The sequence below is a fragment of the Streptococcus sp. 27098_8_134 genome (genome assembly GCF_041431675.1).
Lineage (GTDB): Bacteria > Bacillota > Bacilli > Lactobacillales > Streptococcaceae > Streptococcus > Streptococcus sanguinis_R.
The window spans coordinates 774,188-786,777 of record NZ_JAPVYD010000001.1 but is presented as its reverse complement, the minus strand read 5'-3'; the positions used below and the strand labels follow the sequence as shown (position 1 = coordinate 786,777).

Here is a 12,590-nt window from a genome sequence, read left to right as displayed (position 1 = left end):
CTAGCCTTGTGCTATACTGTAGTTGATAACAAAAAATAAACAAAACATCCAAATAGAATAGATTTCAAAGTGTTTATTAATGAATAATAAAGAAAAGAGATGTTCTTATGGTAAAACGATTCATTAGTTCAAATGCTTCAGAAATTTTGAGTATGACTGCGCCGGAGCTGAAACAGAGCATCAAGGCCAGTGAGGGCCGCGTTATCCTGTCTGAAAACGTAGCTTTCAAAGAATCTTATATTGGCGATGTGACCAATGCAGAGATTGCTCGGTCTTTTGGTGCTGACTTGATTTTGCTGAATGGGATTGATATCTTCCAGCCTTTTGTAGCTGGTCTGGACGCCAAGGAAGATTTTGTTCAGGAACTTCATCGCTTGGTGGGCCGTCCTATCGGTATCAATCTAGAGCCGGTGGACAGTCAGGCCCAGATGGCAGGAGAACGCCTAATTATCGATGAGGGGCGTCAGGCTAGTCTAGCGACCATTCAGCGAGCAGAAGAGTTGGGCGTTGACTTTATCTGCCTGACGGGTAATCCGGGAACTGGTGTCACCAATCAAGCCATTATTGACACCATTCGAGTGGTCAAGGAGAATTTTTCAGGCCTCCTGATTGCAGGTAAAATGCATGCTTCAGGTGTGGATGAGCCGGTAGCAGACCTGGAAGCAATCGCTCAATTTATTGAAGCAGGCGTTGATATTGTCCTAGCACCGGCAGTCGGCAGTGTGCCTGGTTTTGACGAGCAGGACTTGAAGCAGATTGTCCGACTGGCCCATCAAAAGGGGGCTCTGGTTATGAGCGCTATTGGCACCAGTCAGGAGAGTGCTGATGAGGATATCGTCAAGCAAATGGCTATCCGCAACAAAATCTGCGGTGTAGATATCCAGCATATCGGAGACTCCGGCTACGGCTGTCTGGCTCCGGTGGAAAATATCTTTGCTATGAGCAAGGCTCTCAGAGGGCAGCGCCACACCATTTCCATGATTTCACGTTCGATTAATAGATAGTAAAATGAGACAGACTTTTAGGGGGATAAGCTCCTAGAAGGTCTGTCTCTATTTTTTTTATAAAAGAAAGACCGAGATTGATGTCTCGGCCTTTATAGGTTTCCTTTTTTATCCAAAAATTCATGATAGACACAGAGGCTGACTGCAGAGCGGGCAATACTGTATTTAGAGTAGGGGATAATGACAATCTCTGCTTGTTTTTGTTTTGGAAAGAGAGGTACTTCCTGCTCTAACTGAGCCAGGACCTGCTCGGCAATAACCGGATAGGAGAAGAGCTGGCCGTCCAGATAAATCCTTTCGCTATCAATAAGCTGGCAGAGGTTGGAAATGGAAATGGCCAGATAGCGGCAGGCAGTATGAATCAACTCAATGCTGCCCAAGTCTCCTAAGCGATAGGCGATCATCAGACTTGTCAAATCAATGTCATTGACGTCCTCTACAAGAGTCTTTAAGAGCGAGGTCTGGGAAGCCCGATACAGGATAGCTGCTTTATCAATCAGAGCGCTCTCACTGGCATAGACCTGTAGGCAGCCGTGCTTGCCGCAAGGACAGCGCTCGCCTTCAGGATTGATGACAGTATGCCCCACCTCCCCGATAAGATAATTATCCTGACTGTAAATGCTGCCCTTGTACATGTAGGAGCAATGAATACCTCTGGCGACATGATAGACGATAAAATTACTGTCTGTCGGATGATAGTTAAAGAGGCGTTCAGCCAGTGTCAGGCAGTGGGACTTATTGGCAAAGTAGACAGGGAGGTCAAAGGCCTCTTTAATAGTCCGCAGGTTAATCTGTCCCCAGTGGGGATTTTTAGAAATGATAAAATCACTCTCTGAGAGATTCACATGCCCCGGCAGCCCGAGGGCAATCGCTGAGATGGGGTATTGGCTGTTCTTTTTCAGAAAATCTTGAATCAGCCGGATGATTTCCTGGTCAGACGGGCCGCCTGTCACCTCGATCTGATAAGTCCGAATACTGCTTTCTGCAATCTCACCGGTATTGTCAGCGATGACTATGGCCAGCTGTTTTTCAGAAATCTCAAAGCCAAGATAGTAGCGACTACGAGGCGCAATATCTAGCAGGGTTTTCTTGCGGCCTACGCTCTCGTCATTGAGCTCGCCCAGCTCCAGTACCAAGCCTTCCTTGATCAGTTCATTGATGATGCTGCCGGTCGTGGCTGGTGTAATTTGAGTTTCTTTTGAAATGTCAATCCGAGAAATCGGTCGTTTGGCGTAGAGCTGATCCAGAACAGTTGCCCTTAGCTCGTTTTGTTTTCTAGTTCGTGTCATCTTGTTTCCTCTGCTGCTATACTATCAAAAAAAGCTTAAAATCTCAAATGTAAGCGTTGACATAGTACAGAAAAATAGTTATAATGTTTATAGAATATTAATAACATAGTAGAAAATATTCTATTTTTGGATTTTTGTTTATATATTAAAAATAAATGGCAAACGTCGTTGCAGGCTAGGTCAGATTCATAAAGGAGGATGCCGATGGAAACAAAACAGATTATGTTAGTCTGTGCGGCTGGGATGAGCACCAGTCTCATGGTCAATAAAATGCAGAAAGCTGCAGAGGAGCGAGGTTTAGCTGCGACGATATTTGCGGTGCCAGTATCAGAAGCAGAAGACTATCTAAGCGAGAAAAAGGTTGATGTCCTTTTGCTGGGGCCTCAGGTCCGCTATCTATTGGAGGATTTACAGGAAAAACTAGCTTCAAAAGGCATTCCGGTCGATGTTATCCCTATGACGGACTACGGAATGATGAAGGGGGATAAGGTCCTGGATCTGGCAGAGTCGCTCATGAAGTAGGTGCTCCTATGGAAAATAAAGATTCCTTAGAGGTCGCTATGACCCTCATCATGTATGGCGGAGAGGCCAAGTCTTGTGCTATCGAAGCCATTGCGGCAGCAAAAAAGCAGGATTTTGACCGAGCTCAGGAGAGGCTGAGTCAGGCTCAGAAGGCCCTGCTGCAAGCCCATCACGCTCAGGCTGAAATGCTGAGCAAGGAGGCACAAGGAGAGAAGACAGAACTTAGTTTATTTATGGTGCATGGGCAGGATCATCTCATGACCAGTATCGCCTTTGTTGATTTGGCAAAGGAGATTGTTGATTTACATAAAAAATTTGATGAATAGGAGAAATGCAGATGAGTAGTTTGGTTGATAAATGGCAAGCGCGTCTCATGCCTATTGCCAATAAAATCGGCAACCAAAAATTTCTGGTTGCCCTCCGGGATTCCTTTATCGGGACCTTACCTGTGATTATGACGGGCTCTTTCGCCCTCATGGTAAATGCCTTTCTATCTGACTTGCCAGGACAGTTCGGCTGGACCTGGATTTCCTCTACCTTCCAGTGGCTGATTGATATTAACTGGCTGGTATTTAAGGGCAGTATTCCTATCGTTACTCTCTTGTTCCTCTTTACCTTCGGGGTCAATATCGCTAAGATTTACAATACTGATAAGGTGTCTGCTGGTCTGGTAGCTGTTGCTTCCTATATCATTACCATTGGTGGATCAGTTACTAAAACCTTTGAGTTGGCTGGCAAAACACCAGGGCTGAGCAAGGCGATTTCAAAACTTCCAGAGCTAAAACTTGACGGCAGTAACTTGTCTGTGACGATTAACAGTGTCATTCCCGGTGACCAGATTAGTGCGCGTGGTTACTTTACTGCTATTCTGATTGGTTTTGTATCTGTTATCATCTTTTGTAAGGTCATGAATCGTAACTGGACGATTAAACTTCCAGATTCTGTTCCGCCAGCTATCATGAAGCCCTTCCTGTCTATCATTCCGGCTGCGATTGCCATGTATGTCGTGGGGATTGCAACCTACCTCTTTAATCTGGTGACAGGCGAGCTGTTGATTGACTGGATTTATAAGATTCTTCAGGCACCGCTTCTCAGCTTGTCTCAAAGCTTCTGGGCTGTACTGCTCATTGTCTTTCTCAATAAGATTTTCTGGTTCTTCGGCCTGCACGGCGGTAATGTGCTGGCACCAGTCATGGCCAGTCTCTTTGGTGTGACCATGCTGGCTAATCTAGAAGCTTATCAGGCTGGGCATGCGATTCCTTATATGTGGACGGATAATTCTTTCGGTGCTTTTGTCTGGTTTGATGCGATTGGGGTTGCCATTGCCATTCTCTGGCAATCTCGGAACAAGCACTATCGCGAAGTGGCCAAGTTAGGAATTTTCCCAATGGTCTTCAACATCGGTGAGCCAGTCATGTACGGCCTGCCAATCGTTTTGAATCCAATTATGTTTATTCCATACGTCCTGACGCCAATGGTCATGGTAACAGTAGCCTACTTTGCAACCTCTATGGGCTTGGTTGCGCCGGTTACTCAAAACGTTACTTGGGTAATGCCGCCGATTCTCTACGGTTTCTTTGCGACAGCCTTCGACTGGCGGGCAATTATTCTTTCGCTGGTTAATATCGCTATTTCGACCGCTATATATCTGCCCTTTGTCAAGATGGCAGATAAACAGGAGGAGCTTGGATAAATGGCAAAATTTGAAATTAAAGAAGAATTTTACCTGGATGGCAAGCCTTTTAAGATTTTATCGGGGGCTATCCAGTATTTCCGGCTTCATCCAGACCAGTGGCGAGATACCCTTTACAATCTCAAAGCTCTAGGCTTTAATACGGTAGAAACCTATATTCCTTGGGCATTGCATGAGCCTCAAGAAGGTCAGTTTCAGGCAGAGGGCATGCTGGATTTTGAAGCATACTTCAAGTTGGTTGAGGAGATGGGGCTTTATCTCATTGTCCGTCCGACGCCTTATATCTGTGCAGAGTTTGACTTTGGCGGCCTGCCGGCTTGGCTCTTGAGATATCCTTCGATGCGCCTGCGGGTCAATCATCCGCTTTTTCTGGAAAAGGTCAGTCATTTTTATGACTGGCTCTTTCCCAAGCTTCTGCCCTATCAGAGTGATCAAGGCGGTCCTATCCTCATGATGCAGGTGGAAAATGAATACGGGTCTTATGCCGAGGACAAGGCCTACATGCGCAGCATTGCACAGATGATGAAGGTACGTGGCGTTACGGTTCCCCTCTTTACCTCTGACGGGACATGGATAGAGGCTTTGGAGTCTGGAACTTTGATTGAGGATGATATTTTTGTGACGGGGAATTTTGGCTCCCAACCCAAAGAAAATACAGACAATCTACGAGCTTTCATGGAGCGCTATGGCAAGAAATGGCCTCTTATGTGTACTGAGTTTTGGGACGGCTGGTTTAGCCGCTGGAGCGAGGAAATCGTTCGGCGAGAGGCAGAAGATTTGGCCCAGGATGTCAAAGAAATGCTGCAGCTGGGCAGCATGAACCTCTTCCTATTGAGAGGTGGGACCAATTTTGGTTTTATCAGCGGCTGTTCGGCACGCAAGACCAAGGATTTGCCACAGATTACCTCCTATGATTTTGACGCACCCATTACTGAGTGGGGGCAGCCAACCGAGAAATACTACGCTGTTCAGCGGGTGACACACGAGGTCTTTCCAGAGCTTAAGCAGATGGAGCCGATTAGCCGACAGGCCAAGGCCTATGGCAGTTTTCCGCTGCTTGGGACTGCAAACCTGCTGGATGTTGCAGCGGACATCACAGAGGAAATTCTGCTGGATTATCCGCAGCCTATGGAGCAGATTGGGCAGAATCATGGCTATATCCTCTACCGTTCCGATATCAAAAATCAATACCATGAGGAAAGGCTCAAGGCCTTGGAGACTCATGACCGCTGTCATTTCTATGTCAATCAGGAGCACCTAGCTACCCAGTATCGGGAAGAAATCGGTGATGAGATGCTCTTCTCAGCTGATACCGAGCGGATTCAGATTGATGTGCTGGTGGAAAATATGGGGCGAGTCAACTATGGTTACAAGCTGGGCGCACCTAGTCAATCCAAGGGAGTCAAGGGGGGTATCATGATTAACCACCAGTTCCGCAAGGGCTGGAAGCATTATGCGCTTAAGTTTGACCAGGAAATGCTGGCCAAGTTAGACTGCTACTCAGATCCACCGGAAAAAGTCAAAGCACCGACCTTCTATCGCTTTGAAGCGAAGTTGAATGATATCGCTGATACCTTCATCGACTGCTCTAAGTACGGGAAGGGCTGTATTTCGGTCAATGGCTTCAACCTAGGCCGCTACTGGAATGAAGGGCCGATTCACTATCTATATGTGCCGTCTGGCTTGCTCAAGGAAAAGAATGAATTTATCGTCTTTGAAACTGAAAATGTCAAGATTGAAGAGTTGACCTTGCTTGACCATCCAGTCTATAAGAAATGAGGTGTTGCGATGAAATATATGACAGTCGGAAATGAACTGGAAGGAGCTAGTCAGCTGGTTTTGGGCTGCATGCGTCTGGCAGAGCATGCTCCAAAAGAGGTCGTTTCCGTTCTTGAAACAGCATTAGAAGTGGGAATTAATTTCTTTGACCACTCAGATGTTTATGCTGGCGGCCAGTCTGAAGCAAAGTTTGCACAGGCTCTTCGCTCGGCTAAGATTCCCCGGGATCGAGTTCTCATCCAGTCCAAGTGCGGACTGCGGGATGTTCACACCAACTACCATTTTGACTTTTCTAAGGATTATATTATCAGCTCGGTTGAAGGCAGCTTGGAGCGTTTGCAGACAGACTATCTGGATGTGCTCCTCCTGCACCGGCCAGATGCTCTTGTAGAGCCGGAAGAGGTGGCTGAAGCTTTCTCACGTCTGCACCAAGCTGGGAAGGTCCGCTATTTCGGAGTCAGCAATCAAAATCCTTATCAAATTGAGCTGCTGCAAAAGAGTGTGGAGCAGCCCTTGATTGCCAACCAACTGCAGTTTGGTCCAGCTCACACTCCGATGCTGGATGCTGGGCTCAATGCCAATATGCTCAATCCTTTAGCAATCGTTCGGGACGGTAGTGTGCTGGACTATTGTCGATTGCATCATATCACGATTCAGCCTTGGTCACCATTTCAGGTTGACTTGAACCAGGGACTTTTTATGGAGCATCCTAAATATACTCAGCTTACAGAAACTCTGCATGCCTTTGCGTCAGACTATCAAGTTTCTTTTGAAGCCTTAGTTCTCGCCTGGATTTTGCGTCATCCAGCACAAATGCAGCCGATTGTTGGCTCCATGAATCCGCAGCGAATTCGCTCAATGGTGGCTGCTTTTGATATTGAGCTCTCTCGGGCTGACTGGTATAAGATATACAAGAGCGCAGGGAATCCTCTGCCCTAAACTTGTTTTTGCAGGGAGATTATTTGTTATTCAGAATCAATGAAGCCTAAGACCAGCGAATCGGTCTGCATATTTCATTGATTAAGCTAGACTCTGCACCTTATGAAAGGAGAATGATATGAATAATAAGTTTTCTTGGCAAGGACTAGCAAAATCTGCTTCTGCTGCCAAGTATGGGAGCGGCTTGCTGCTATGTGCTTCCCTCTTGTCCTTAGCAGCTTTTACAGCTGTCTCAAGAGTTGAAGCAGAAGATGTTGCGCCTGCCCCTGCCGCAGTGGCTGAAACGCCGGCTTCTCCAGCACCGCAAGCAAGTCCTGAGGCTGAAAATCCAGCTGTGGCTGAACCCCAAGCAGCTCCTGCAAATCAGGTCGAATCGGCTACAGCCGCTAGCGAGTTGCCAGCCAATCAGGTCATGTCCGATGAGCAGAAGCAGCGCGCCATTGCTCAGATGGGAGCCAATCAAGGGGATGTCTGGGTTTGGTCGGAGGAAAATGTCGTTGAAGAAAATGGGGAGCGTCAAAAACGCGGTCCTAATGGCGGTCCTGGCCAATTTAATGGCGGAGCCGTCGTGTTAGGCGGCCGTCCGACATATGACCCAGCGGCTGATTGGTACTACCTTGCTTATAAAGGCGAAGGGATGACTGACGAAGAAGCACAGGCTGTCTTTGACAAGGAACGCGGCAAATGGATGAATGAATTTGATCCTTGGGGCGTTGTGATGGAAATGACGGACAATAAGGCCAGCAATGCTTGGGCGGATATTCGTAACATGCAGGCTTTCGTGCTCCGGAAGGACTCCAATGTTTGGGAGAAAATTGTGGATCACCCTCAAGGAGTTCAATGGGTTGCTCAATTCAAGGGCAATATGTCCAGCTATGTAGAAGATGCCCGGCAGGAAGCCTTGGCTGGCGGTGGAACAGCTATTGAGGTATTACCTAAGCAGGATCGGGTTGCCCACTGGGGCTCTGATCAAGCCCGTGATATTCCGAATCCTCAAAACATTCGGGCTGTTTTAGTTTCCGTAGAAGCTCGTATTTCTGAAAAATCTGACCCTGATGCCAAGCTTGGTATTCAAGTTGGTGGTGACTGGAAGTTTGCTGAAGAAGTGAGTAAGCCGCTCTGGTATCCAGGAGCTGGTCTAGCTGGTATTCAGCGACTGACCAAGGATTGGGCTCGTTACTATTTTGTCAGCCTCACTGGTATTCAAGATGCAGTTGAAGAAAGGGCCATTTCACAAGATGAGTTTATGAAGAGCGTCGTGCCGTTGGCCGATATGGAGCAGGCCTCTCAAAATCAAGCCCAGCAGCAAACTCCTGCAAGCCCTGATCCAAAGAGTAGCCAAGCAGAAAATCTGACCTACAAAACAAGCGGCCAGACGGATCCTCAAGAAGCGTCTCAAGAGTCAACTCTTCAACAAGCTTCTTCCAAACAACTGCCTAAGACCGGCAGCCAAAGCAGTCTATTGACCAATCTGCTTGGACTCGGGCTCTTAGGACTGGGAGCTGGCTTCCTTGGCCTGAAGAAAAAATCTTAGTTTTGCAAGCTAGAGGGAAAATAATCTACAAAAAAGCAACAGCAGATTCTAGCTGTTGCTTTGTGTTTGGTTTAGGTTTTGCACGGCAGGCTGTCCAAGGTTAGGTGCTTGCGCAGCGGGCGGACTGCAGACAGGCTCTTGGTATTTTTGAGTAAAGCGGCATCTTGGGAAGTTGGAGCAGCCCCAAAATTTCTGACCAGCCTTAGAACCTTTGGCTGCTGTGCGGAGCACCAATCCATGCTGGCAGCGAGGACAGATCTTTTCTGCTTCTCTACGCTGTTTATTCTGAGCAATGCTATTAATATGGCGCTCTTTGATGACCTGCTTTCGCTTGGTCAGGGGCAGGAGCATACGATAGAGGTCGTCAATCTGCTCGGGCGACAGGCAGACTGGACTTTGGCAGGCCTGCTGGTTGATTGCCCCAATCACTTGCCAGGTCTGAATAACTTTATGCCTGTCACTGTTTAGATGGATTTCCTTAAGCTGACAGTCATTGCCAAAGACGATATAGGAATATAGATTTGGCGTGTATTGGTTGAGATAGTAGCTGAGCCATTTGAGATGGACTTTATTTTGAATAATGGGATTGAAAAAAGAATGCTTGTAAGATTTTCCACGGCCTCCGGAAAGAACCTGAGTCCAGTATTGCTGATTTTCTGAGCCGAAGATCCAGCCCTTGTAGTTTTTTGACTCAAAAATGTAAATTCCAGATGGATGAATCAGCAGGGCATCAATCTCAGTGGTAGTGCCATCTTCTTTGAAGATATAGAGATTGTACAAAATCTTTTTATAGCCATAGAGCTGGTTCAGGACCTGACCAAGCTGGTACTCTCCTTGTTTTCCCTTGTTATATTTGAGTTCCCAAGGGGCAGTCTGGGTTTGCTGGAAATAGTCAGGCTCTGGGCTTTGGCTGGACGACCAATCCGAGTCCGTATCTTCCCTGTCTTCGAGTAGCTTATAACTGATAAAAAAGACGATGCCAAAGACAGCCACAAATGCGACGAAAAAGAATCCAAACATTTCCTAATCTCCCTTAAAATCCCTAATTCGAGTATAGCACAAAATAAAGGGCGGAAGATTTTTATAAGTGTAAAAACAAGATAATTAAACAATGGTTGTAAATGTGTCTAAAAAACGGAAACCACCCTTTAAAAACTTATTTTCCAAAAACACCTCACAAACCTAAAAAATCATGTATAATAAAAAGACAGAAAAAGAATAGGAGTTATCATGTCTCAGGAATTAATCAGTGTTATCATCCCTGTTTACAATGTTGAGCAGTATTTAGCAGAATGTGTGAACAGCGTCTGTCGTCAGACCTATCAAAATTTGGAAATTATTCTAGTCAATGATGGTTCAACAGATGCTTCTGGTCAGATTTGCCAAGAGCTGGCTGATCAGGATGCGAGGATTCGTCTTATTCATCAGGAAAATCAAGGCTTGTCCGGTGCCCGCAACACAGGGATTGAGCACTCTAGTGCAGACTATTTGATTTTTGTGGATTCGGATGACTGGCTGCCTGAGCAGCATGTTGCCCGCCTCTATGAAAAGCTCAAGGAGTACGATGCGGATATTGCCATTGGTCACCACTGTAGCTTTCGTGCAGAGGATTCAGCCTTCCTCTACTATTCGACAGAGCATTTTGAAACCCTCTATACGCGAGAAGAGATAATCGAGGAGTACCCTAGACGTCGCATGGTAGACGGTGTCTTTCTCTGTGCCTGGGCTAAGCTCTATAAGCGTGAGCTCTTTGATACAGTGCACTATCCAGTCGGCCGAGTGGCCGAAGATGCCTTCACAACTTATAAGCTGTACCTTCAGTCAGAGAAGATTATCTACCTCAATGAACCGCTCTATTACTATCGCTTGCGGCCAAATAGCATCTCCATGACTTGGAATGAGCAGTGGTTCCGAGACTTGATTGTAGGTTTTGAGGAGCAGCTAGCCATTTTGGGTAAGCTGGGCTATGACCTGAGCTTCTACTACAAATACTACACTTTCCTGCTCCAGTATTGTCGCGACAGCGCTGCAGCTGTCGGTATGCAGTCCAGTTTGGTCTATCAGGAAATTGAAAGCAAACTCAAACTATTTGGAGAATAAATAAAACAAGCCACCTTTCAACCGCAGGGCTGAAAGCGTGGCTTGTTTTTTGGCGTTTGAAAATTAAAGACTAAAAATAACAATTAATGTCATGCTTCAAAAAGACATCTTGGTATTCAAATAAGTCTTCAGGGTGCAAGGCCTTGACATCTTCCATGGCATACTTTCGGCCGAGTAATTTGTATTTATTTTCGCCAAATTGATGGAAAGGCAGCAGCTGGACTTGATCGATGGATAGTTCATTAAACAAAGTCGCAAACCGCTCTGCATCTTCTAAGGAGTCGTTAAAATCTGGAATGACAGGAATGCGGAGAACAATCGTCTTTTGATGAGTAAAGGCGTAGTGGATATTCTGAACAATTAATTCGTTTTTTACTCCAGTCACCTTGCGGTGGTTGACAGAGTTATAATGTTTCAGATCGGTATAGATGAAATCAACGTACTGGATGAGATCCACGAATTTTTCATGTTCTACAAAGGCAGTTGTTTCAATAGCGGTATGAATCCCTTTTTCCTTAGCCGCTTTGAGAATGGCCTTGGCAAATTCAAACTGGGCGAAAATCTCTCCGCCAGATAAGGTTAGGCCACCGCCAGATTCTTCATAAAAATCTCTGTCCTTTAGGACTTCGTTGATAATCTCCTCGACACTTCTTTCCTCCCCCATAGTGATGCTTTTTTTGGTAGTAGCATCCAGCATAGGCTCGGGTCTGAATTGCTGTGATTCTGGGTTAGAGCACCAAGGGCAGCGCAGAGGACAGCCCTTGAGGAAAACCGTTGTACGAATCCCTGGTCCATCATGAATACTGAAATGTTGGATGTTGAAAATAATTCCTTTTGTTGTTTCCATACTCAGGCCTCCTTTGGATACAATTATTATAACTTATTTTAGAAAGAAAAACAATTACGAATGAAAGTTATTTTTATTTTATTTTTAAGGCGTCTTTTGTTACAATAATAGCAGAGGTGAAAGAATGGAACGTTTAGATGAAATTGTTAAATTAGTATCTGAATTTGAACGAATCGATGTCAATACTTTGTCTGACCGCTTAAAAGTGTCCAAAGTAACGATTCGCAAAGACTTGGATAAGCTGGAAACCAAAGGTCTGTTGCGCAGAGAGCATGGCTATGCTGTTTTAAATAGCGGCGATGATCTGAATGTCAGGCTTTCCTTTCATTATGATACCAAGCGCCGAATTGCCCAGGAAGCAGCAAAAATTGTTCAGGATAATGAAACCATTATGATCGAATCAGGTTCGACCTGTGCCTTACTAGCTGAGGAAATCTGCCAAACGAAGAAGAATGTCAAGATTATTACCAATTCTTATTTTATTGCGGATTATATAAAACAAACTGATTCTTGTAAAATTATCTTACTGGGCGGAGAATTTCAGAAAGATTCGCAGGTGACAGTAGGGCCTCTTCTCAAGGAAATGATTCGGTTTTTCCACGTAGAACATGCTTTTGTCGGAACAGATGGCTATGATGAAAATCTAGGCTTTACAGGCAAGGATTTGATGCGGAGTGAGGTTGTGCAGTATATGTCAGAGGCATCTGACCAGATGATTGTCTTGACGGACTCAAGTAAGTTTACCAGAAAAGGAATAGTTAAGAGATTCGGCTTCAAGCAGATTGCTCAAGTGGTGACTGACAAGGCGATTCCGAAAGAGGCTGTTGAGCGCTTGAAAGCTGCCGATATCAAGCTGACTCTGATCTAGCAGAGAAGGAGATAA

General features: G+C 45.7%; 12 protein-coding genes. 9 read left to right on the top strand and 3 right to left on the bottom strand.

The window, feature by feature from the left end; translation table 11 throughout:
- Positions 1-107 precede the first annotated feature (107 nt).
- Positions 108-1,004: a PEP phosphonomutase gene (locus tag O3620_RS03680; RefSeq protein ID WP_002919793.1), complete on the top strand. Its 897-nt coding sequence runs from the start codon at positions 108-110 to the stop codon at positions 1,002-1,004.
- Positions 1,005-1,096: 92 nt separating this feature from the next.
- On the opposite strand, the gene O3620_RS03675 is transcribed toward O3620_RS03680, so the two are convergent.
- Positions 1,097-2,293, bottom strand: coding sequence for an ROK family protein (locus O3620_RS03675; protein WP_002919791.1), 1,197 nt, complete (start codon positions 2,291-2,293; stop codon positions 1,097-1,099).
- Between the two features lie 204 nt (positions 2,294-2,497).
- Here O3620_RS03675 and O3620_RS03670 point away from each other — a divergent pair, with 204 nt between their 5' ends.
- From O3620_RS03670 to O3620_RS03645, 6 genes are all read left to right on the top strand, one after another.
- Complete coding sequence (locus tag O3620_RS03670; protein ID WP_004188921.1) at positions 2,498-2,815, top strand: PTS sugar transporter subunit IIB; 318 nt, start codon at positions 2,498-2,500, stop codon at positions 2,813-2,815.
- Positions 2,816-2,823: 8 nt separating this feature from the next.
- Positions 2,824-3,141, top strand: coding sequence for a PTS lactose/cellobiose transporter subunit IIA (locus tag O3620_RS03665; RefSeq protein WP_002898520.1), 318 nt, complete (start codon positions 2,824-2,826; stop codon positions 3,139-3,141).
- 5 nt (positions 3,142-3,146) lie between these two features.
- Entirely contained in the window at positions 3,147-4,508 is a 1,362-nt protein-coding gene (locus tag O3620_RS03660) for a PTS sugar transporter subunit IIC (protein WP_002919789.1), read from the top strand.
- On the top strand, positions 4,509-6,287 hold the full coding sequence (locus tag O3620_RS03655; RefSeq protein WP_002919787.1) for a beta-galactosidase family protein: 1,779 nt from the start codon (positions 4,509-4,511) through the stop codon (positions 6,285-6,287). It abuts the gene before it with no gap.
- A 9-nt stretch (positions 6,288-6,296) separates the two neighbouring features.
- The gene (locus tag O3620_RS03650; RefSeq protein WP_002919785.1) at positions 6,297-7,226 is read left to right on the top strand and encodes an aldo/keto reductase family oxidoreductase; all 930 of its coding nucleotides are present in this window, start codon (positions 6,297-6,299) and stop codon (positions 7,224-7,226) included.
- Positions 7,227-7,344: 118 nt separating this feature from the next.
- The gene (locus O3620_RS03645) at positions 7,345-8,760 is read left to right on the top strand and encodes an LPXTG cell wall anchor domain-containing protein (RefSeq protein WP_061602617.1); all 1,416 of its coding nucleotides are present in this window, start codon (positions 7,345-7,347) and stop codon (positions 8,758-8,760) included.
- A 48-nt stretch (positions 8,761-8,808) separates the two neighbouring features.
- On the opposite strand, the gene O3620_RS03640 is transcribed toward O3620_RS03645, so the two are convergent.
- On the bottom strand, positions 8,809-9,780 hold the full coding sequence (locus O3620_RS03640) for a nuclease-related domain-containing protein (protein ID WP_061602616.1): 972 nt from the start codon (positions 9,778-9,780) through the stop codon (positions 8,809-8,811).
- 210 nt (positions 9,781-9,990) lie between these two features.
- On the opposite strand from O3620_RS03640, the gene O3620_RS03635 reads away from it, so the two are divergent.
- Positions 9,991-10,860, top strand: a complete 870-nt coding sequence (locus O3620_RS03635) for a glycosyltransferase family 2 protein (RefSeq protein ID WP_371601449.1) — start codon at positions 9,991-9,993, stop codon at positions 10,858-10,860.
- Between the two features lie 70 nt (positions 10,861-10,930).
- Here the strand turns inward: O3620_RS03635 and O3620_RS03630 are convergent, their stop codons facing one another.
- Positions 10,931-11,707 (bottom strand): glycyl-radical enzyme activating protein, encoded by a 777-nt coding sequence (locus O3620_RS03630; protein ID WP_002901594.1) that lies wholly within the window; start codon positions 11,705-11,707, stop codon positions 10,931-10,933.
- A 124-nt stretch (positions 11,708-11,831) separates the two neighbouring features.
- Between O3620_RS03630 and O3620_RS03625 the strand changes: the two genes are divergently transcribed.
- Positions 11,832-12,575 (top strand): DeoR/GlpR family DNA-binding transcription regulator, encoded by a 744-nt coding sequence (locus O3620_RS03625; protein ID WP_002901593.1) that lies wholly within the window; start codon positions 11,832-11,834, stop codon positions 12,573-12,575.
- The last annotated feature ends 15 nt before the right edge of the window (positions 12,576-12,590 follow it).